General features: G+C 50.0%; 14 protein-coding genes. 6 read left to right on the top strand and 8 right to left on the bottom strand.

The genetic code is table 11. The features are described 5' to 3' along the window. The first annotated feature begins 63 nt into the window (after positions 1–63). On the top strand, positions 64–312 hold the full coding sequence (locus JUJ53_RS02065) for a hypothetical protein (protein ID WP_204150319.1): 249 nt from the start codon (positions 64–66) through the stop codon (positions 310–312). A 218-nt stretch (positions 313–530) separates the two neighbouring features. Here the strand turns inward: JUJ53_RS02065 and JUJ53_RS02070 are convergent, their stop codons facing one another. Beyond that, positions 531–1,976, bottom strand: a complete 1,446-nt coding sequence (locus JUJ53_RS02070; RefSeq protein WP_204150320.1) for a nucleobase:cation symporter-2 family protein — start codon at positions 1,974–1,976, stop codon at positions 531–533. 86 nt (positions 1,977–2,062) lie between these two features. After that, complete coding sequence (gene hpxO / locus JUJ53_RS02075; RefSeq protein ID WP_204150321.1) at positions 2,063–3,223, bottom strand: FAD-dependent urate hydroxylase HpxO; 1,161 nt, start codon at positions 3,221–3,223, stop codon at positions 2,063–2,065. Between the two features lie 404 nt (positions 3,224–3,627). Between hpxO and JUJ53_RS02080 the strand changes: the two genes are divergently transcribed. Both JUJ53_RS02080 and JUJ53_RS02085 read left to right on the top strand, forming a co-directional pair. After that, positions 3,628–5,697: an iron uptake porin gene (locus JUJ53_RS02080; protein WP_239124702.1), complete on the top strand. Its 2,070-nt coding sequence runs from the start codon at positions 3,628–3,630 to the stop codon at positions 5,695–5,697. A 325-nt stretch (positions 5,698–6,022) separates the two neighbouring features. Further along, positions 6,023–6,946 (top strand): ParB/RepB/Spo0J family partition protein, encoded by a 924-nt coding sequence (locus tag JUJ53_RS02085; protein ID WP_204150322.1) that lies wholly within the window; start codon positions 6,023–6,025, stop codon positions 6,944–6,946. A 96-nt stretch (positions 6,947–7,042) separates the two neighbouring features. Here JUJ53_RS02085 and JUJ53_RS02090 read toward each other — a convergent pair whose 3' ends face one another. From JUJ53_RS02090 to JUJ53_RS02100, 3 genes are all read right to left on the bottom strand, one after another. Continuing rightward, positions 7,043–8,161, bottom strand: coding sequence for a response regulator (locus tag JUJ53_RS02090; RefSeq protein WP_204150323.1), 1,119 nt, complete (start codon positions 8,159–8,161; stop codon positions 7,043–7,045). 739 nt (positions 8,162–8,900) lie between these two features. Further along, positions 8,901–9,263, bottom strand: coding sequence for a hypothetical protein (locus tag JUJ53_RS02095; RefSeq protein ID WP_204150324.1), 363 nt, complete (start codon positions 9,261–9,263; stop codon positions 8,901–8,903). A 987-nt stretch (positions 9,264–10,250) separates the two neighbouring features. Then, positions 10,251–10,937, bottom strand: coding sequence for an SAM-dependent methyltransferase (locus JUJ53_RS02100; protein WP_239124703.1), 687 nt, complete (start codon positions 10,935–10,937; stop codon positions 10,251–10,253). Between the two features lie 707 nt (positions 10,938–11,644). On the opposite strand from JUJ53_RS02100, the gene JUJ53_RS02105 reads away from it, so the two are divergent. Both JUJ53_RS02105 and JUJ53_RS02110 read left to right on the top strand, forming a co-directional pair. Continuing rightward, complete coding sequence (locus JUJ53_RS02105; protein WP_204150325.1) at positions 11,645–11,830, top strand: hypothetical protein; 186 nt, start codon at positions 11,645–11,647, stop codon at positions 11,828–11,830. Between the two features lie 1,710 nt (positions 11,831–13,540). Next, positions 13,541–15,457 (top strand): hypothetical protein, encoded by a 1,917-nt coding sequence (locus tag JUJ53_RS02110; protein WP_204150326.1) that lies wholly within the window; start codon positions 13,541–13,543, stop codon positions 15,455–15,457. Between the two features lie 65 nt (positions 15,458–15,522). Here the strand turns inward: JUJ53_RS02110 and JUJ53_RS02115 are convergent, their stop codons facing one another. Further along, positions 15,523–16,254, bottom strand: coding sequence for a carbonic anhydrase family protein (locus JUJ53_RS02115; protein WP_204150327.1), 732 nt, complete (start codon positions 16,252–16,254; stop codon positions 15,523–15,525). 679 nt (positions 16,255–16,933) lie between these two features. Here JUJ53_RS02115 and JUJ53_RS02120 point away from each other — a divergent pair. After that, positions 16,934–20,215, top strand: coding sequence for an amino acid adenylation domain-containing protein (locus JUJ53_RS02120; protein WP_204150328.1), 3,282 nt, complete (start codon positions 16,934–16,936; stop codon positions 20,213–20,215). A 426-nt stretch (positions 20,216–20,641) separates the two neighbouring features. Here JUJ53_RS02120 and JUJ53_RS02125 read toward each other — a convergent pair whose 3' ends face one another. Together JUJ53_RS02125 and JUJ53_RS02130 are read right to left on the bottom strand one after the other, a co-directional pair. Continuing rightward, on the bottom strand, positions 20,642–21,499 hold the full coding sequence (locus tag JUJ53_RS02125; protein ID WP_204150329.1) for a DUF6671 family protein: 858 nt from the start codon (positions 21,497–21,499) through the stop codon (positions 20,642–20,644). A gap of 335 nt (positions 21,500–21,834) precedes the next feature. Continuing rightward, positions 21,835–22,095 (bottom strand): Calvin cycle protein CP12, encoded by a 261-nt coding sequence (locus JUJ53_RS02130; RefSeq protein ID WP_204150330.1) that lies wholly within the window; start codon positions 22,093–22,095, stop codon positions 21,835–21,837. Positions 22,096–22,448: the final 353 nt, after the last annotated feature.

The following is a 22,448-nucleotide window of genomic DNA, read 5'->3' on the forward strand; positions in this document are numbered from 1 at the left end:
AGCGCTCTTGGTCTTCAGGTGTCATAGCGAGTGATCCCTAGGGCTACCCTTCTATTCTCCCCCTTGGCACTGTTTTTGCAAAAGTGGGATGCTCCCGTTGACGTTGAGCTGGAGGAACAGAATCGCCGGCGATCGCCCATTGAACTCAACCAGCGCGATGGTCGTCTCGATGTGGATCTTTATGATCGTCGTCGTCCAGAAACCGACGTTCGCATTCAAGGCGATGATGACTCCTATGGAATCGAGATCGAGCGCCGAGAGCCCGAGCCGCTGCTGCAGTTTGGCATTCCTCTAGACGAGGGCGATCGCTAAGGTCGCTGTAGGCGTCGCTGATAAGAGTAGGAGAAGCGGGCTCAGCAACAGCCAAGCCCGCTTCTCTTCGTTATTGAGTAGGTGGATTAGTAGGTGGACTCCATTCGAAGCTCTGTTACCGGGTCTCGACTCCCCTCAACCCTCTTCTCATAAGGATTAGAACATTGAGCGCCGTCGAAATACTTGCCCATAGCTACTTAGTTCAACTCGTCATAGATTCAAACCGTCTCTTCATCAATACCTTCATCCATTGGCGGCAAGCTTCCCTGATCCATATTTTGGGGCAGCAGCCAGTTGAGCAGAATTGCCGTGAGACCGCCGGTGGAAATCCCCGACGAAAACACATTTTTAATCAGCGGATGTTTGTCGGCAAGAATCTCGGGAGAATAGACCACTCCTAATCCCAACGCTAGGGAAACCGCCACAATGATCAGAGAACGGCGGTTAATTTCAGCCGACGCAATAATATTGATACCCGCTACGGCGATCGCTCCAAACATGACGATCGTGGCACCGCCCAGAACCGGCTGTGGCAACACTTGAAATAACCCGGCTACCATGGGCAGCAGTCCAAGCAGCACGAAAATACCCGCCACAAAAAAGCCAACATAGCGACTGCCCACCCCGGTCATTTGAATGACGCCGTTATTCTGACTGAAGGTGGTGTTGGGGAAGGTGTTGAACACAGCGGCTAGTAAGGAGTTCACACCATCACCTAGCACTCCACCCTTGATACGACGCATGTAGAGACTGCCTTTCACCGGTTGTCGGGATACGGCGGAGGTCGCGGTCAAGTCGCCAATGGTCTCAATCGCCGTGATGAAATAGAGCAGCACGAACGGAATAAATGCCGTGAAGTTAAAGTCCATGCCGTAGCGAAAGGGAATCGGGATCCGTACCAAGGGCAAGCTGCTGAGGCTGCTGAAATCAACTCGGCCGATGGCAATAGAAACGATGTAGCCAACGCCTAGACCAATGGCGATCGCTCCCATGCGCAGATAGCGGTTGCCGGTCATGTTCATGATCACGATAATCAACAGCACCAATCCGCCTAGTCCCAGATTTTGCCAATTCCCAAAGGTTTCATTTTGGAGGGCGATCGCTCCCCCAGCTAGGCTAAAAATGCCGGTTTTAATGAGGCTCAGACCAATAATCATCACCACCGTGCCTGACACCACCGGGGTAATCACCTTGCTGGCTAGGTGTAAAAATCGGCTGAGGAAAATTTCAACGAAGGCTCCGAAGAAACATAGCCCAAAAATCAGGGCCAGTGCACCCTGGGGGGATGAGCCCGCCGCGATTGTTGCTGTACCTACCCCAATAATGGGCCCCAAGAAGGCGAAACTGGTGCCCTGTAGACTCAGCAAACCGGAGCCAACGGGGCCAAGGCGCTTGCATTGAATGAAGGTAGCAACCCCGGATACAAACAGCGACATACTAATGATGTAACCCATATCCGCTGGCTCTAGCCCTAGGGCACCACCAATAATCAACGGCGGTGTGATAATGCCAACAAACGACGCCAGCACATGCTGAAAGGCCACAAAAATCGCTTCACCAACAGGGGGGCGATCGTCTAAACCGTAGAGTAGATCAAAGGATGAGCTAGGGCGATCGCTACTTGGAGCCTGTTCGCGCGGTAGGGGTTGGTTTTGGGTTGTCATAGTGGGGTACTTAAACGTGGGGTACTCAACATCAGGGCATGGCTAGGTCAAACCTGGCGCATCTTCGTCGCAAACCACAGACGGCTTTAGTGCATCGGGCCCGCTAGGATCACCTTCGAGATAGCGTCCGTCACATCCTTAGGCGATTCTTCAGCTAGCTGCTGATACCACTTTTGGGTCAGATCTGGATCTTTGCCGTGAATCATTTCTGCACGCTGCCGAGCCTTCTGCACCACGGCGGTTGTGCGCTCTTTGCGATCGCGCTCATAACGCTGGAGGGCGTAGTCCACGGTAATGTTGGTGGTTTTCAGATATTGAGCCAGCACCCAGCCATCTTCCATCGCCTGGCAGCCGCCCTGCCCGAGGTCTGGACAGGTGGCATGGGCGGCATCCCCCAACAGCGCCACCCGCCCTCGCACCATGGCATCAATGGGGCCCACATCATGAATTTCTGGCCGCGCCACCGTGGCCGGATCAAAGGCTTCAATCAACCGCTGCACCGGCTCTGCCCAGCCAGCAAAATGGGTCGCCAGCTCAGACTTGTATCGATCTGGCTCCGCTGGCGTTCCCTTAGGTAACGGAACATCAAAAAAGAAATAGAAGCGATCGCCCGCCACCGGCATCAGGGAAGCCCGTTGATGATCGCCCACATAAATGACCCAGCTCGTTTTCGGAGCCAAGTCTTCAGACGCAGGCACCAAGCCATTCCAGTTCACATAGCCGCCATACTTAGGTTCGACGGTCTTGCCTAGAATATAGTCCCGCAGAATTGAACGCACGCCATCAGCGGCAATCACCAGGTCTCCCGTCGCTCGATGTCCGTTCTCAAAGAGAGCGATCGCTTGAGTTTCGTCCTGCTCTACAGCAATACAGCGATGGTCTAGATGCACCTCGCCCTGAAATGCCTTAAGCAACATGGCTTGCAAGTCTCGGCGAGCAACCGGATAGGGTCGTTGTCCCACCGTTTCAATTAAGGGCAACAGGTCAATATCGTTCAGCAACTCTCCCGTTTTGGTGCGATATTGCATCCGGTTCATCTGCCCACCAATGGCGGCCATCTGTTCTCCCAAACCCAGGGCATTCAGCACCTTGACACCATTCGACCACAGGGAAATACCTGCCCCCGCCGGCCGCAGTTCTCGGACGCGATCGTAAATCTCTACGGTAAACCCGGCTTGCTGCAAAGCAATACCGGCTGTCAGTCCACCAATGCCTGCCCCGATGATGACCACATTCAGGTCGTGCACAACCATTTCTCCACTCAACAGTCCCAGCTAGTTTGAAGAGCGAAGCGTCTTCGTAGACTGCCTCACACCTTGAGGCTGCCCCTCAGGCTTCGGCGTTCCTAGCTGATGACTCACCCTACCGAAAGAGATCCACACCTGTTGATAGAACGGATACAAATTTAGAATTCTTCAATCGGTAGCTGTCCCAAGGGCTATATCCGTCATATCCCCTAGAAGTCCTCTGTAGGGTTCTTGCTCTCTTAGACCTTATGTAGGCAATCCTCTAGGTCATGGGCGTGTCACAATCAGCACACATTTACAGATCAGTGTATCGGTCATCACACTTCAGTCTTTTTGTTCTGGTAGCATAAAACCCACTTAATAACTTCCCCTATGTGGTGTGGGGGCATCATTACCTTAAGATTATGCACAATCACTTGCTGGTGCGACCCACGAAACTAGCGGTTTCGCTGGTTATCGGTCTATGCTCGGTTTCCCTAAGTTTTCTTCTGCCTGGTTTAGAGCAAGCAGCGATCGCCGACGATCTTCCCTTGAGTGATCCTCAAACAGGTACCTTAGCTCTGGATGACCTGCCTACCTCTGAATCCAGCCCGATCCCAGACTTAACGCTTGAGGCAGCGGTGTCTGAGGCTAGCCCAGAGGCAGCGATCGCTCCCCTCAGCGCAGCCCCCCTCGACGAATCAACCTCTGAACCTAGCGTAGTACCGGACTTAATAGCTGAAGAGTCCCTATCTGAGGTCACTCTAGACGCCACCCCCGAGGAGGCCGTAATCCCAGACCTTAACGCAGACGACTTCTCAAACCTTGGCGATGCGTCATCTCTGTCTGTGGTAGAACTAGACCCTGCCGTTCTCAATGGCAGCATGGCAACCGTTACATCGGTAAACCAGCTTTCCGATGTACAGCCCACCGACTGGGCTTACCAAGCGCTCTCCTCCTTGATTGATCGCTATGGCTGTATTGCCGGCTACCCAGACGGCACCTTTCGCGGCAATGTTGCCATGTCTCGCTATGAGTTTGCCGCAGGGCTCAATGCCTGCCTAGATGGCTTTGCCGCATCCCTATCTCCAGACGATATGGGTACGGTTGATCAACTAGTGCAGGACTTCAGCGCCGAGCTAGCGGATATTAGAAGTCGAGTAGACGATTTAGAAGCTCGTTTAGCGGTTTTAGAAGGCGCTCAGTTTTCCACAACCACGAAACTTAGTGGACTCGCCTTCTTCCACTTTGGATCTGCTGGTGCCGATGGCAGTGTTCTCGCAGAAACTAGTGACCCTGGTGCTCCCCTCAATATCCGTCCAGCCGCCCGCAACTCTGTCACCAATCGCCCTATTGTCAGCAGTATTGATGAGGATCCCCAATTCACCTTTGGATATCTTCTTTGGCTGAACCTATCGACCTCGTTTACTGGCGATGACTTGCTCTTTACCCAATTGGCCGTTGGCAATGGCGATTCCCCAGCCAACCTCTTTGTGTCATCTGGGCTGTACAACACCTATGGAGTGCCCTTTACGGATCAATCCGGTGGTGTCAACGATAACGATTTTGTGGTGCGGGAGCTGTTCTACGACTTCCCAGTGGGCGATCGCATTCGGGTAGCCGTTGGCCCTCGCATTAACTGGTATCGATATTTTGACGGCAACGCCTACACGTTTTTCCTCACGGGAGCCAGCAGCTTCAACTCTAGCGGCGGCACCCAGTTAAACGCCGTTGACCGGGGCGCTGGGGCAGTTGTGCGCTGGGATATCAACAATCAGCTTGCCCTTAATGTTGGGTACTTGGGCGAAAATACAGAATTTCTCCCCGGAGCCTTCTTCAACACCGCTACCGATCCAAACCAAGGGCTGTTCAACGCATCCAATACCCTCACCGTCGGACTCACCTACTCGCCGAGCAGCCGCGCCAATATCCGGTTTACCTACACTCGCTCCTACCTGCTGGCCAATGCGGCGATTCGGGACGAGAACGGCAATATCACTGGCTTCGGCGTAGGGGGTGCCGTCAGCGAACCGATCTATGGCGTAGCGGATGACGGCTTTGGTGGCTCCATTGACAATGCCTCAGCAGACACCTACAGCGTCAACTTTGACTGGGGCATCACCGACCGATTTGGGATCTTCAGCCGCTATAGTTATGGCTCTCTATACGTTGATCCCCTCCAAGCTGGTCGCAGCGACGGCAGCATTGACGCTCAGTCGTTCCAAGCAGGGTTGGCCTTTCCCGACCTTGGTAAAGATGGGGCTCTACTCACCCTGTCCTACTTGATTCCCTTTTCCGTCTTAGATGGACGGGAGTTTCTAGCCTCGGGCGGCGGTGATGGGGGAATTCAGTACGAATTTGAAGCGACCTACTTCTATCCCCTGGGCAACAATATTTCCCTAGCGCCCACCCTTTATGTGATCAACAATCCCAACAACTTTGACTCCAATCCAACCATCTGGGTTGGAAACCTACGGATGCAGTACGCATTCTAGCGATCGCTGCCTGACCTACAGAGCTAAACCATCCCTACGCTAAGCCCCATGGATTAACGTTCCACAGCGTAGGGATACCCCTCAGCTCTTGGACTAAGGCATGTGACCCGCACCGATGTTTAACGCTATGGCTAAACAGGACTGAGTACATCTCAGTCTTTTTTTTGGCTTTCCAGATTCTGGGACGTCAATGACGTATACACCTAAGCATTTCTGCTAGGGTCAGAAGGTCAACTCTCAAAAAACCGCGATCGCATCCTTGCGGTCTCTACTATTCCTGTCTATCGTATAAGCCATTGCGCTATTCGCCGTTTCTACCGCACCTATGATAGACCCCAGCCTATCGATTGATACATCCCTTCCTGACACATCCCTTGAAGGCGATCGCCATATCATCGCCCTAGGGCAGCTCCTCACCAGTGAAGATCAACCTCGTAAACATTTCAACCCGCAGAAAATGCAGGAACTCACCGAGTCGGTGAAAACCCACGGGATCCTGGAGCCCTTAATTGTTCGTCCCATTGACGACAACTTATACGAACTAGTTGCAGGAGAACGCCGCTACCGGGCAGCGCAAGCCGCCGGTCTGCACGAGGTTCCTGTCGTTGTGCGAGCCCTAACCCGCGAAGAGGCCCTGCAGCTAGCGCTCGTCGAGAACCTCCAGCGGGAAGACTTGAATGTGGTAGAAGAGACCGAAAGCTTGATTATGTTGCTGTCATTGCGGCTCAATCAACCGGTCAAAGATATCCCATCCCTCTTACATCGCCTTGCCAAATCTTCCGACAACGTTGTCGGAACAGCCGATGAATATGTTCTCGAACAAATTCAGGCTATCTTTCAAAGCATTGGAACCCTCTCGTGGACATCGTTTGCGACCCATCGCTTGCCACTTCTCAACTTGCCACCTCACCTTTTAGAAGCCCTACGGTCAGGACAGATTGCCTACACCAAAGCCAGGGCGATCGCTAAATTGAAGGAAACCAAGCGGCAGCAGAACCTACTCAAAGACGCTATTCGAGGGGATCTATCCCTACGAGACATCCAGTCCCGTATCGAATCACTTGCAGACGTCCCCCAGGAGAGCACCCTTCCCGAACCGGTCTATGCTCCATCCTTGGATCAACGCTGTGCTGACCTCAGTCGCCAGTTGCGCCGTAAAAAGGCGTGGCAAAACGATAGTAAGCGGAAGCGAGTTGAAAAACTGATTGCAGAACTGGAAGCCATTCTCATGAACGATGATGAGCCTTAAGAGACAACCCGGTCAGCCACTCATCTCACAGTAGTGTTTAGGCCAGGCTCTTGCCCCATGCGGGTCACCGTTCAATCTATCAAGTCCAACTCACGTTCAGCTAGGATCAGCATAATTGGGCAGTTGCACCACAAAAAATGTCCAGCCCGCATCACTGGTGACTTGCAGATCTCCCCTAAGACGCTTCACCAGCTTATGCGTCAGCTTCAACCCTAGTCCTCGACGGTTACTCGTAGCCGGTTCTGTGTCCTGAAACAGAGCAGTCAAGTGAGCTACATCCTCTGGCGCAAGCTCCGCTTGGTTGCTGACCATAAACGTCGTCATAAAGCAGGGAGGCTCTCCCAAACCGACCGGCATGGGCGATCGCGACACCTCTAGAACAATCTTGCCACGGGGAGATGTATACCGACAGGCGTTATCGAGCAGTTCACCCAAAATTTGCTCTAAATCCGTGACATCTGTCACCATAGATGAAATATAGGGTGGCAACGTGAACTGAAGAAGTTGGCGTTCAGTTTGTGCCTGCTGACGGTAGGTTTCAATCATAGTGGGCAAACGCTGCTGCAGATTGATCACCTCTGGGCGGAGAGAGCGGCTCCCAGCTTCCAAGCGCTGGAGGTCAAAGAGATTGTTAATCAGCCTCAATTCACGTGTACATTCCGAGCGCATCAGTTCAATGTAGCGCTGCATTTTCTGCACATTAGGAGACTTGCGCAGCATTTCTACAGCCATTGATATATTTGTGAGCGGGCCTCGCAGTTCCTCTGATGCCGTACTCATAAACTCATCTTTGAGATAGTTAGATTGCTCTAGTTTCTCAATCTGCTGCTGCAGCTTCAGAATCGACTGCCGTTTGCTCAGGCGTGTAGCGATCGCCTCCAGAAGCTCCGTTCGTAAAAATGGCTTACTCAGATAGTCGTCAGCGCCCAGATTCATCCCTTGGCGCATATCAGCGGCTGTTGCTTTCGCTGTTAGAAAAATAAACGACGCCAGAGCCGTTGTTGGGTCTTGGCGTAGTTGAGATAATACACTATGTCCATCTAGTTCAGGCATCATGACATCACAAATGACTAAGTCGGGTGATCGAGATTGAGCTAATTGAACGCCCAAGCGTCCATTGTCTGCCTGATCGACCTCAAAACCTTCTGCCTCTAGAATGTCAACGATGTTGCTGCGAAGAATTTCTTCATCTTCAATGACCAAAATTCTAACCATAAAAACTCAGAGCTTACTTTTAAAGGTCGCAGGTTCAGCCGCTGATGGTCTCCGGGGAAAACCATCAATCTTTGGTGATCGCTGTCTACAGGATAGACCATAGTCCAACAGTAGAACGATTTGAAATCAAGACAACCAGCAACCCTTGTTCTATTGAGCAACGCTGGTTAAGTTTTATGGTTATCATTCCTGACGTGAACTAGACAACTCTAGATCCACATCGAACCTTGGCTGACCCTTAGCAGTATAGTCTGAGATATTATTGAACACCAGGATTAGGGTTATATCTGCAAGATGATGTGTATCAAACGGGTGTCACATTCTTAATTTTGCAGATACTGTTCAGCCTGTTGACAGCATACCTTTCTTTGAACAATCTAGATAACAGAAGGCGATCGCCTACAGACATGACACACCATGAAGGATGATTCATTGCCTGGAGCGATCGCCCCAAGAATGAGAGACATACACCCAGATCTAGATGCCTATTACCGCAAGGATTTCATATGACGTATTTCTACTCCAAGCGGCTACGGTAATCATCGTTGAAAAAGGTGTAGTGACTTAAGCCCTGTAGTTGCTCATGATTCAACGTTTCAAGCATGTGCTGCGTAGCTCAATTAGAAAAATAACGTCAACGAACGTGCAAGGTATCGCCCCATTAGCATTAGCTGAATCCATAACTTGAATCCATAACTTGAATCCATAACTTGAATCCATGGCTCAGCGTTAGAGATGATCAATCGTCATACAATACTTCTTCATCGGCCCAATCAACCGAGATAGACGACATTAGGCGACAATCCAACAGATACCGAACCGTCGCACTTAGGTCGTCGATAAAAGATTGAATGATGGTTCGCAGTTGTTGGATATCATCCATATTGTCATCTCCCAGGGTATTCATAAAGGACTGGAGATCAAAAATGGTGCGATTGAGGACATTAACTAAGTCTTTAGTCGAACTGCCAGGCCGTGGCTCTTGCCCGTTAGGTTCAATTGCTAATAGCTCTTCCAAAGCATCATCAACAGCATGGGATAGATTTTCAAGACTGATATCAGAGCTGGGAGAGCTAGGTGGCTGAACCTCATCTGTCACCATATCTGTCCATCCGTCGTAGCTCGAAGAATCGCTATGGTAAGCCTTAAGAATTGACAATACTTCGTGCTTATCCTTTGACGTCAACACGTTTCTATTGGCAGAACCATCCAATGGTTGAGTAGAAAGCACTCTCAGCGATCTTTTGCTTGTATTCAACTGCATCATATTTCCTCACATGGGTTCTAGGGAATGAAAGCAACAGAGTGCAGGAACGTTCACCCTGTTGAACTGTCTTACGGCTATAGCAGTCGTCATGTTGGTTGAGACATACTGCTAATTCCCGCTGTCGGTGCTCTCTTGGAGAGAGAGCTAGAGCACAGCCCGACAGACAGGTGGCGTCGCTCAATCACGATAGGATTGGCGCTCAGGAATCGTGAGCGAGAGGCTCACACTACCTTGATTGTGAATGAGTGATGAGTGTGAGTATCTTGCTCCCATTCTGATTTCATAGCCTCATTCAGCAACGCCAGACAAGACAATGGTTTAATCGATAGCAGACCGTCCTAGAGTAAGTAGACATTGCTCTGCAATCGAATTAGCGTAACGACGAAACTCCAGCTCTGGTTTACCGGCTCATAGCAAGTCATAGTGTGACTTGTGATGATGATGGGTTAAGACAGGGATGCATCGACGACGTCAAGCATAGGCCTTAACTAGAATCCACAAGGCAGGTCAGCTACTTGTTCTAGCGCCCTATTTATGGAATTCGTTAGTTGTAGATGACACCCTGTGGTGTTCCGATGTCTGCATTGAACCGCAGAAGTCATAGCCACAGAATGTGGAAAAACACGGATTTAAGGTCATTGGGAGCACCATTCGTCTCGCTATCTTCGTAGGTATAAGGAACTGTTGATGACCTTGATGAATAGACAACCGTATATCAACGGAATTTGTGATTATATTTCAGCACAATACGCAATACTACGGAGTAGGCTATGTGCTGATGGAAAAAAGACCGCGATCGTACGATCGCGCCCTCTATGATAGTCACCGACTGCGGCAGAGCCTCAACATTTCATGCCCACCGCGCTGAAACTCATAGGGCACCGTCTCAACCGATGCTATCCAACCTTGAGATGGGTACCATTCCAGCAAAGCATCCAGGTAGGGTGATCGGGTTCCATCAAGCTGTACTAGTGGAAAGATACGCGCGTCATGAGCAACTCGCATCATAGACTGCAGGGCCTGTTGATGAAATTCAAACGATAGGCGATCGCCATACAGCAACAAAAGATGCGAACAGAGGGCTAGATCAAAGCTGCTGTCCTCAAACGGAATCTCAGGTAAACTAGCAGGCAGATAGCGGCGATCGCTCTTTCCCTGGTCGTAGTCATCCAAAAACATCTGCATGGATGCCATGCGAGTCTCACCCAAGGCTTGGACGGAAGGAATCCTATCCCAAACATAGTCGTCTTGATTATCCTGCACTTGCTGGAGGATAACATCAAAGGTCTCTTGAATGCGATTGTTGATGTCTTGAGTCGCAAACTCGTAGATAGGATCGATGGAGATCACATACCCGCCACGACGGGTAACCTCACTGTTAAACGAGGCTGGCCCATCTCCACAACCTAAAATTTTGCCAGCTAAGTCTTGTTCTGAGAGGGCAAACATATCAATATACTCTTGAAATGATCGCCCCCAGGGCACGATTGAGGACAATGTCATAGCCATAGTTATTTTTCGCCAGTAGTACTTTAGTATGCAGTCTATCCTTGCGTGATGAGTGTTTATTTTAAGCGATCGCTCTCTCATTCAATACGCTAACAGTACATTTGAACTTATCGGCACTCTACGCAAGTGGCGTATATAGTATGACTTAGCTCAAACGTCGTCAACAAACGATGAAACTATCCGGAATGCAAGGGCAAACGCTTGTTATCACCTAGGACATCTCCGTAAAACACCAAGAAAATCACGTGTGTTTTGTTCAAGGTTTCAGTAAATAAACTTAAACAACAACCCCAATCATGATTTTTCTTGATATGAATGAGATGTCAATGAACATCTGTGCCTGAACAAACTTCGATTAAGAACGCTGTTCATCCAGATGTTCAGGTCAACATCCACCTTAACTACCTCATCATCGTTCGTCACTGTAGTTCACCACCGTAGGCATGAGAACGCGTTCCTTGGATTAAGGATTTGGTTTCTATAGGTATCTCGAATAGCAGCTTTTAAGCAACTGAGCTGTTCACTCTGCTGCGATGGTAGTTGTTAACGCAGCTTCTATTGAGATCTGAAGGTATTGGTATAACACTATCATCCGTTGAGATCAGAGAACTATTGCCTTAGTCCATAAACTTATCTAATCAAGTGTTTTGCCCACAGTGGTGCTTTCAATCTGATACTTTTTTCCTGAATCAAGAGGCATAGTTTCAATGGATATTCTTGGCATCTTAATGATTACCATACTCGTTACCTGGTGGACACAAACAACGCTGTTTCCTAAGCCTCCTAAAAAAAAGACAGAAGAGGAAAACCTAGGGGAAGCGATCGGCAAGGTGCTAGAAAAAGGTATCAAGATCAATGTTGTTCACTCTACTGATACAAGTGGCAAGAAATAACTTAAGTAGGTGGGCATTCATAACGCTGAGCTTTGGTACGTTATGCTATTGCTCATCTGGTTGACTGACAAATCTTTTTACATAGGCTGGTTTGAGCAACGTGAAAACCTACCAGCTTAGATTTCATAGGCTGAGTTACGTTAACCCAGCCTATGAAAGAAGCTGAATGGCAGGAGTTTTGTCAGTTAATCAGGTTGCTCATGTATGCCACCCAACTGGGAGTCGAGAGGCTGAGATTGGCCGATGTCTAGGTCTCTCGGCCAAGGTTAGACAAGGGCTGGAGTGAAGATAGATCCGGCGGCTCTTGAACTAGATGTTACACAAGACAATCGTTTCATGCTTGCCCATGGGGGAGCGATCGCTTGTATTCCCCCTGCATCTCCTTCGTTCATTTGTATCAAAGTGTAACGCCGCGACAAGCTATGGCAGACTGTGGTGATCCATCAGACAACTTTCTCCTCATTGCATCACCAGAGCGATCGCTTTCATGACCACAACTTCTCAATCCTGCAGGTTTTCCATGGTGTTGAGCGGTTTTAGTCCCCCGATATCCCATGGAAGATCTCCAGTAAACGTGAGACTTCATCAGTCTTGTCTCAAAAGACTCAAAATTTCCGTATTCAATCACTTGGCTTTGAACTGTAGCACCAGCCGTCAACGATGCTCATGGTGGCGTTGATTTAGTAAGACAACGTTTTCCGTATCGCATCATTTGATATGTGTCTCATACCGTCTACAACCTGTCCCAATCGTGATGACTGTGAGCTTTGTCCTTCATGACTGGCTGATTAGAGCCCATATAAATCCTCTAAACGCCTTGTATATGAATGCATTCAAGATAGTTGATGCTCTATACATAGATTGTCATTTTTCATGAGACAACCAAGACAGCTTTTTCCGTATCGCTTCACCAAAGATGTCTCGTTACGGTCTGCAGTGGCATCTTTAACAAGACAACTATCTCCGTGTTGTATCACCTATTGATCTATTTGAGGTCGTTGGAGATGTATCTCACTGATGAGACAGCATTCTCCGCATCATGTCACTTAAGACAGCCAGAATTGCTTCAAGGATCGACTCTAGTCTGACTAGCCTATACACAATAAGCACTTTGAGTCTCTGGAATGGGCAATATAGTGTGTTGTGGATTACTTGCATCTAAAATTAGCCCTGTCTTTTAAGACAGAATTCTCCGCATCTTGTCACTTAAAACCATGGCTGATGTCAAGATCAAGGCTTGGTCTTAAAATAGCTAGGATGCCCTTGGTGTAAAGCTTAGAGCGATCGCCACTATCTTGTCTTAAGTCCATTGGCTTGTCTCGTTTGCTCCCACTTAGGTCGTTGTCTTAGACTAAATAGTTCCTAAAATGATACCTAAAGCCTTGATAGGCATGGATCTAAGCTGTGAGACAAGTTGTTCCGTACCCTATCACGATCACCTCCGGATCCCATCACGATCTCTTCTGTATGTCGTCACCTTTACATTTTTAAAGCCTTGCTACATAAGGCGTTGAGCGATCGCGAGACAGTAATCAGTCTGATAAGACTGATCGATACAGCCGTCTCGTAAACCATGACTCTGGCAAAATTCTGTGTCGGTTCCCATTGTGATACAGAAGACATGCCCGAGCGATCGCGACTCCTAAGACCTATCCAGCCGTGCTTTCAGCAGCCCTTAGGGGGTGGAAGACGGTGGTAGTTCGTGCAGTCGTGTCTCAACCCTTTCACTATATTGAGGAACGAGAAGAGGCATTTTTCTCCCTATTCCCTCACCGATATGACTATATTGTTGCCGAACATCCAGAGATAGGTCAGTCTCCCCAATGGCGCACCGAGCGGCGGCATCCCTTGTCTGATCGCTTGCTGCAGCAAGCAGCCTATCTTTATGGCGTTCGCTTTGGGGCAGAGACCCAGTATTGTCTCATCGACATTGATGCCGGTAGTGCCTACCATCCTGGTAGAGATCCGCAGGCGGTGTCTCGTCTTTTAGATGCTCTAGAAGCCATAGACCTGACAGCATCGATTATTTGTACATCCAGTGAGACAGGCGGGCTCCACCTCTACATTCCTTTGTCTCACGCTGTGAATTCTTGGAAGGTAGCAGTCGCGCTCTCAACAACCCTCAGCCATGCTGGATTTCATCTACGTGGCGGTCAGCTTGAAATTTTCCCAAATCCCAAGTCCTACTCGCCTGAGACACCTAGTCTATTTCATGCCCATCGGCTGCCGCTGCAGCCAGGCTCCTATTTGCTGAATCAAGACCTACAGCCTATTCAAGGGGGGCGATCGCGCTTTACAACGCTATGGCGATCGGCCCAGGTACAAAATCGATTCACGCCTAAAAAACTAGAGCAGATCCTAAAACGTTCTGTTCGGCAACCCTATCGAATCTCGACCAAAGCCGCCAAGTTCCTCAATGATTTAAACGCCGAAATTGAGTTGGGCTGGACAGACTATGGACAAACCAACCGCCTATTGGGTCGCATTGCCCTGAGAACCTATGTCTTCCACCATGTTCTATCTGGAGGAGCACCTTTGGAAGGGCAGGCGTTGACGGACGAAATTATGGCGATCGCTCAAGCCTTGCCTGGATACCGAGATTGGTGTCGGCATCAGCATGACCTAGATCGCCGAGCAGCCGAATGGGCGCGCTGTGTGGAGACGAGTCGCTACTTTCGCTATGGTGGCTCAAAACAGTCACTGGTTGAGCCGACGGTGTCTATCCCAGCTGAAAACCGATGGAATGTTCAACAGTTGCAAAAAACGCGCCATCGCATTGCCATGATTGTTGAGCAGCTTCAGCATTTGAGACAGCTTCCCAAAGGTATCACCGAACGATTTCGTGCCTTAGTGCAGCAAGGAATTGGCGGTAGCTCGCTTTATCGTCATAAAGATCTATGGCATCCAAACTTGATACAAGATTCAGATTCAACCTTATTAGCCAACAATGCCGACCATGCTAGCGCTTTGCCTGAAGAGACTTCGCCTGAGTTTTTTGAGATTGAAAACGCTCATAGTACGAATTGGTCTGACGATTGCCTAGGAAAGGCATCGTCAGACCAACCTTCTACAAGCTTATTTGTTTCGATAGGTGGTAATCCTTTACAGAATCAAGACTTGAGCGATCGCCCTCAACCCGATTCTGACGACAGAGGTCGTAATACATATCATCTGCCTGGGGAAAACTTCGATCAGATGGGTGATCAGGCTCGGTTAACGATAGATCCAGGGCCAATGTCTGATCCCTTGGGTGTTCACTATGTGCAGCAGGTCTTGCAGTGGGTCAAAGATCAGGCGAGTCATTGGAAACAAGTGTCTCAGCGGGTGGTGACATGCGATCGCTCCCATCAGTATGAGCGCTATGATCAGGATCAATGGGCCCGAATGCAGCAGTTTTTGGACTCGGGGGATGCGATTTTGATGGCAGAAGCGACCCAGTGGTTCTCGCTGCAGAAGCTGGATGGTCAGTCCGACCTATCCCCTGGGTTGGATAGACCGCAGCCCCTAACCGACCTTCATGAACTTGGTTCACCGCTAGATGCCAGCGTTGAGCGGCTCGTCAACCAGGAAAGCGATCGCCCCGTAGGTGAGCACATCAAGAAACCTTGGAGAGGCTTAAACGTTTAAGCCTTCAGCTAGGACATGTCTCAACCAGCCTGGCTATGCGATCGTTGATCGGATTTGAGCCTAGATTAACCCTGATGCAACTCCACGATCCGTTGATTGAGCGGTCGTATGGGGCGGGCATTGTGAGGGTAGAGTTGCTGAAACCTTAGGAGTTGCTCTGCCGACATGGTGATTGCTTGTTCCAAAAGGTACCAGCGCACGGATTCACTACAGGGGGGCGTTGTCAAGGATCCCATGTAGCTAAGATAGGTGCGGTCAATCGGCAGTAAATCCGCTGCATTGATCTGCACCGCTGCCTCTTGATAGGTCTCTCCCACCTTAGGGCTGTGCTCCCAAAGAGTTTGAATCAGAGGATTGGCCTCGCCCTCTTCTACCAAGATGCTCACTACGGCTAGATCGCCCGCCCCATTGCGATGCACCAAATGCACCTCCATGGGGGCAGACCGTCCGGCCCGCTGATGTTCACTGGGGGTATGGAAATGAAACTGAATCAGCCGATAGTCTTGGTCTTGGATACGAAGATGTTGCCCGACCTGATCATAGACCTGGAGCGTATGACCATCATTGCGGATGGCTAACGGCGTTGGGGCATAGTCAACCTCAAGGGGGGTGCGATCGCCCTCTACCCAAGCTGTGACATCAATGGGAGACTGGTTCTGCCCTTGGGCACAGAGCGCATAGGCAGGGCTAAGATCTCCCCAGCGGTCAGGATGGGTTTCGCCTTCATAGCTCCACTCGGGTAGGACAGGATGACCCCAAGCGATCGCCCCTTGGGGCAGCAGAATGCTCACGACCATCATCAAGCCTGCTACAAGTCCCCAATACCATGTCCCCATTCCCAGCATGACCCTAACGTGATGGTTCAGACCTAGGCAGAAAGCTATCAGAGGGCGATCGCATCTAGACGATCTAACCCCAAATAGTTACTTATGATACAGTCTGTCGCTGTCTATTGTATCGCGTTCAGGTAGGGTTGAATAAACGATAGATGTCTTGCTGGGGGAACCATCGAACTACGGTGGGCTGGTCTTTGTCTGACGTTTATTTAGATAAAGATTTGGTGTAGTAATCGGCTAAAACCTACCGTTAGAGTAATGGGTACCATTACAGTGCATTGACGTTGAAAGTCTTGCAGCGCATTATGGAGAGGGAGTATGGAGATAGCTCTAGATATTGCTTAAAAACCTGGGTGGCGTTAGTTTATACGGACGTGATTATCCATGGCTAGCAGTTGAGTTCTCCGTAAGTTCACGGATAGATCAGGGTTTTACGATATCGAGCATGATTACAACAGTCATGGCATTGCTATTGACCGTACATATGCGCATTGTCTGATGATGGGGAGCACTTGTGTGACTCCCATTGCCTACTATTTTCTTGCATTCTTGCAGCCAACTTCATCCTATGCTTCAACTTTCCTGGGATTCTCTTAAAACTGCGTCAACGTTGTATCAACCGCACTACTTTGCATTCACGTTGTCTAATCCAAGTGATCACGTTGAGGAGAAAGTTGGAGCGATCGCTTTGATGATGGCGTTGCTTCACCATTCGACCCAACAGCCTCATATTGAGCTGGATGTCTACCTATCGACGGCCCTGCTGGATGATGCGGTATCTTTAGCGGTGACGCTCACAGCCGACACCACCGCCCATACGCTTCAGCAAACTGTGCTCCAGCAATTAACGGCGGCGGCTGCTCCCCAGCGGTCAACCTCAGCTAATGTGGTGTTGACCCTAGTATCGAATCGGCAGGAGGATTGGGAGGCGATCGCCTCCAGCCATGCCGAGGCCTCTGTTCAGCCACCTGACCTTCATTGGATTCTGGATCCCTCAGGGGCCGACTGGCAGGGCACGGTGGTGTACAATGCTAATCTTTTCCAAGCCGCCACGATTGAGCGCATGGTGGGCCATCTCAAGCAGCTAGCCCAGGGCATGAACGAGGAGAGCGATCGCCCCATCACAACACTCTCCATGTTAACGCCGGCAGAGCTGCAGCAACAGGTCGTGGACTGGAGCAGTCCGCGCGTAGCCTATCCGCCAGTGCCCATTTTCCACGCCATTGAAACCCATGCCGTTCAGCAGCCAGATGCGATCGCCCTGCGCTATAACGACCAAACGCTGACCTACAGTGCTTTCAATCAACGGGCCAACCAGCTTGCCCACTATTTAGCTGATCTAGGGGTTACTCCTGGGGTGCGGGTTGCCACCTGCTTTGAGGCATCCTTGGAGGCCTTAATTGGCATTCTCGCCATCTTTAAGGCGGGTGGGATTTATGTACCCATGGATCCTAGCCATCCAAGCGATCGCCTGATTAGCATCCTTGATGAAACCCAGCCTCCCATTCTGCTCACCCAAGCACACCTGCTCCCAGTTCTGCCAGCGATCGCCCCACCCGTTCTCTGTCTTGATCGAGATTGGGGTAAGGTAGAATCTTATCCGGCTGATAATCCTAACTGCTCTGTTGACCTACAGCAAACGGCTTATATTATTTATACATCTGGCACGACAGGTAAACCCAAGGGCGTCATGGCTAGCCATGCTAACCTTGTGAACTACATCTGGTCGGCTCACTATACCTATGGCTTTAGTGCGGCGGATATCATGCCTGCTATGGCTCGGTTTACCTTCAGTATCACCATGTTTGAACTGTGGTCTCCCTTGGTCGCAGGGGGGCAACTGCAACTGCTAGAGCGTGATCATATTTTTGATTTTAAGCGAATGGTGCAACTCTTGCAGTCGATCACCATCATTCACATGTCACCCAGCCTTCTGCGCCGCCTGCTTGCCTATATTCAGGAACAAGGGTTTGATGCGCAGGCTTTCCAAAATCTGCGCCATGTGTCCTCTGGTGGAGATATGGTATCTGCAGACCTGCTGGCTACGATGCGATCGGTATTTCCCCATGCTGAAATTTACGTGATCTATGGCTGTAGTGAAGTGAGCTGCATGGGCTGTACCTATTTTGTGCCGATGGAGCCTCCCATTACGAAAAGCCGAGTGGGTAAACCCTTTCCTAATGTGTCGGTGCGCCTCTATGATTCCCATTGGAACCTAGTTCCAGTAGGAATGGTGGGCGAAATTCACTTTGGTGGAGAAGGCATCACCCAAGGATATTTAAATCGGGATGAGTTAACCCAAGAAAAATTTGTTGTTATTGATGGTCAACGGTTTTATCGTACGGGTGATTTGGGGCGCTTTGATCCAGATGGCAACCTGGAAATCCTAGGACGATCTGATTTTCAGATTAAGTTGCGGGGGATCCGCATTGAGCCTGGAGAAATTGAAGTGACTCTGCGCCAAGCTCCTGGTGTACGTGATGCTGTGGTTGCAGCTCATGAACTACGACAGAGCGAAAAGAGCTTAATTGGTTACCTCATTTTAGAATCAGACTATTCTCCGGAACTGATTGCCGATATTCGTCAGTTTCTCCAGTCGAAATTACCCGACTACATGGTGCCATCAGGGTTTATGATCCTTGATGCTCTGCCGTTGAATATTAACCAAAAGGTTGATCGTAAGGCGTTACCTATTCCTACCCTGCAAGATTTAGCTGGCGCTAAGCCCCTAGTGGCTCCTCGTAATGAGACGGAACAGAAGCTTCTAGAGATCTGGGAATCAGTCCTAGGCTTACATCCCATCGGTGTTCAGGATAGCTTCTTTGATATTGGTGGCGATTCACTGCAGTCTATTGAATTGATGGAAGCGATCGATCGCACCTTTGGACGCACGCTGCCCCTGAGTACCTTGCTTACGGAGGCAACCATCGAAGATATGGCTGCCGTGCTGCAGCAGGATAAGGTATCTGATATCCATGAATCCTTAGTGGTGCTGAAGAAAGGCGGTTCCAAGCCACCGATCTTCTTCGTCCATGATGGAGAAGGTGAGACGCTGCTGTATCGAAACCTAGCTCTAAAACTGCATCCCGATCATCCGGTTTATGGTATCCAGCCCTACAGTCGCGATCGCTTTCCAATCCTTCATACCCGCTTGACGGAAATTGCAGAATACTACACTGCTAAGATCCTGAGTGTTCAGCCAGAGGGGCCATACTATCTCAGCGGTCTATGTATTGGCGGCTTTATAGGGTTTGAAATCGCTCGTTTATTGCTGCAGCAAGGGAAAACGGTGGCGATGGTGGCGCTCATTGATACGGCTGACGTAAAAGCACAGTTGCGTCCAGGATTGGTGACGAGCAATCGTCTGGATCGGTTATCTAAGTCTATGGGAGACAAGAAGAAACAGCCGATCTATCAACGCATTCCAGCTCTAGCGATGATGGTTGCTAAAAAGGCTACCAATGTTCTGATGTATGAGACCACGTCACGGATCGAAAGGAAGCGATCGCACCTGCAGATGCGACTGTTGCGGCTATATCTCGATCGCCAATGGCCTCTACCCTCTTTCTTGCAGGGGATTTCAGTACGGGTGGCGCTGAAGTTTGCTGAAAAAGAATATGTTCCCGCTGAACCTTATCCTGGCGATGTGTTGTTATTCCTAGCTACAGAGAAAAGCCCTGCTTTTGATGGTACACAGATTGACGACACTCCCTACACGGAGCTCTATAGCGATCCGCTGCTGGGATGGCGAGATCGGGTGGATGAGGTACGGCTGTATCCAGTTCCCGGTGGACATTCCAGTATGCTCCAAGATCCCAATGTTCAAACTATTGCTCAGATTATGCAGACCTATATGGATGAAACGCAGGGCGATAGCTTTGAACAGGCAACCGGACTTGAGATGGAAATGTCTGAAAGATAAAAATAGTCTCATTTGAGACATTGCTGAATCGCAAGATGATTTGCACTAGTGAACCGTGAGCGAGACACTTACCCTTCCTTCAGAATCAAGGTAGTGGGAGAATCTTGCTCGCAGGTTAGTTTCGGCGTTGCTGAATCGCAAGATGATTCCGCAGGATTTTACGTGGAGTTTGAGAGCTTCTAGTTCGAGGTTCATCCCCTAACTCAGCAACCCCCTACTTTCATAGCTTCATTCAGCAACACCTCATTGGATAAGCGGTCAATCAAGTCAGTTGAGACAGCAAACCCCAGCGTCCCGGCGACTTTAGGCGCGGCTATCCTGACCAAACCCGCCTACGCAGGTTCAAGATACCCCAATCTCTAAATGTCCTAGGTCATCTGACTCAAGCTATATCTAAAAGATAAGAGCAACGACGTGCTGCGGATGCTATGGATTACAGTAGGGACAGTAGCTAGGGTCTGCAACGGGCGGTGAATTGGGACAGGGGATATCTTGCTGGTGCTGGCATTTCTGGCACTGATAGCGAATGGAAAGGGTCATGAGTGTAGGGGTACCGCATAGGCTACAGGGTAGTCCAGGCCATCGCTTAGTCTCGGCGAAGCCAGGACTGCCACAGGTAGGACAGGATTGAGAGATGACCTGTAACAGATGGTCTGTTGCTTGGGCAATAACTGCCATACGGGTAGGATTGTAGAGGGCGCGCATATCGGTTTCAAGGCGCGCTAGGCGGCGATCGGATCGCCCAAGGGCTACTTCAACTGCTGCCAATAGCTCGTCGGGGGCAGTGATGCCTTTGGCAACAATGGTCTGGGTCTCCTCGACCTTAACGACTAGACCATGGTCAGGAAAACCTACGGATTGGGCAAATGTTAGGGCAGCATCTGGGCTATGGACAGTGTCTTGGCGATAGTTGGTGTTGGTGGAGAGGCACTCGCCGACCAGTTTGAGCTGATGGTGTCTATCAAGCAACACCACCATTTCGCGATCGCAGGCCACTAAGGGAATCTGCGGATGGGGCCCAAAGCTACCTTCGCTAGCGATCGCCAAAGTTTCTCCCGTTTGCTGGAGGGCCGCAGCAGCTTTAAGCTGAGCCGTGGTGAGTTGATTGGCTGGTCGTTGAATATCGCCCGTAAAGGTGCCAAAGCTATCGGTGTCAAAGTTAGGGGGCACCACCACAGTCACCCCCAGACCGGATTCGAGAAGGGGGGCGATCGCCTGTTCTTTGTGGTGCATGGTAGCCAGCACGGCTACCCGTCCAGCAAACCAGTCACGCGAGTCAGCCATCCTAATCTCCTTCATGGTGGTCAAAGCGGTTATAAAGAAAGTCTAGGGCATAGTTGCGTGGTTGGTAGTAGCGGCTTCTATAATCTGGTCGCGTCTGTGGGGTGAATGAAGAGACTATCCATGATTTGGCGTTACTCAATAGTGATAGGACTCCGCAACAGGTTGCATGGCGTTGCAGATCCTGTCGCGAGAGGTTCATCTCTTAATTTAGCAACGCCGACCTTCATGGGGAACAGTAGAGCCCCTTGCGGGACAGGCACTAAAAAAAGCGGGAACTACGGTTCCCGCCTAGGTTATCTGAGTGAGGGTTAAGTACGTTAGTCCGAGTATTGCACCTAATCTTCGTAGATGCGGCACTCGGGAGCGTGGGGATTGGCAGCACAGTACAAACTAAAGGCGGTCGGCCGATTGTCTGTCTGACGATAGTGGGCCGTCGTTAGTTCTTCGACGGTTTCCCAGGCGATCGCTACATCCTTGTGGCTACTGCCGTACATATCGGTCAGGCGACGGGCATGTTCTAAGGCAGCCTGCAACCGTCTAGCTAGCGTTGATTGGGTGGCAGAGGTAGGGGTAGTCAGAGTGGCTGTGTAAACCATGGCGGACTTTCTCCAGTGCTGTAGTGAATCTATGTATAGCTTATTAATAATTCTCCCAAATGAAAATAGGTTTTATATATAAATTCTTGTTATGATTCATTAGATTTTTTTACCTTACACGGTGCTCCCTTGGGCAGCGGTCATCAATTCGCTTGAGGTAGCAGGTTTCAGTCCTCCGGTGGCTAGGCGTCACGGTCATACAGACTAATCGGTGTTGCTGAATGAGGCGATGAAATCGGAATATGAGCAAGATGCTCTCACTCCCACCTCATTCACCATGAAGGTTGTGTGAGCGTCTCGCTCTTAGCGCAAATCATAGGTCGATCCAGCAACGCCACTTAACCTACCTGCGC

This window comes from Leptolyngbya sp. CCY15150 (genome assembly GCF_016888135.1).
In the GTDB taxonomy this organism is placed as follows: Bacteria; Cyanobacteriota; Cyanobacteriia; order RECH01; family RECH01; genus RECH01.

Bases quoted from the DNA above. Each gene is read 5' to 3' on its own strand.
- JUJ53_RS02085 (WP_204150322.1), top strand. From the start codon at position 6,023: ATGATAGACCCCAGCCTATCGATTGATACATCCCTTCCTGACACATCC.
- JUJ53_RS02105 (WP_204150325.1), top strand. From the start codon at position 11,645: ATGGATATTCTTGGCATCTTAATGATTACCATACTCGTTACCTGGTGG.
- JUJ53_RS02070 (WP_204150320.1), bottom strand. From the start codon at position 1,976: ATGACAACCCAAAACCAACCCCTACCGCGCGAACAGGCTCCAAGTAGC.
- JUJ53_RS02080 (WP_239124702.1), top strand. From the start codon at position 3,628: ATGCACAATCACTTGCTGGTGCGACCCACGAAACTAGCGGTTTCGCTG.
- JUJ53_RS02125 (WP_204150329.1), bottom strand. From the start codon at position 21,499: ATGGCTGACTCGCGTGACTGGTTTGCTGGACGGGTAGCCGTGCTGGCT.
- JUJ53_RS02100 (WP_239124703.1), bottom strand. From the start codon at position 10,937: ATGGCTATGACATTGTCCTCAATCGTGCCCTGGGGGCGATCATTTCAA.
- JUJ53_RS02095 (WP_204150324.1), bottom strand. From the start codon at position 9,263: ATGGTGACAGATGAGGTTCAGCCACCTAGCTCTCCCAGCTCTGATATC.
- JUJ53_RS02130 (WP_204150330.1), bottom strand. From the start codon at position 22,095: ATGGTTTACACAGCCACTCTGACTACCCCTACCTCTGCCACCCAATCA.
- JUJ53_RS02115 (WP_204150327.1), bottom strand. From the start codon at position 16,254: ATGGTCGTGAGCATTCTGCTGCCCCAAGGGGCGATCGCTTGGGGTCAT.
- JUJ53_RS02090 (WP_204150323.1), bottom strand. From the start codon at position 8,161: ATGGTTAGAATTTTGGTCATTGAAGATGAAGAAATTCTTCGCAGCAAC.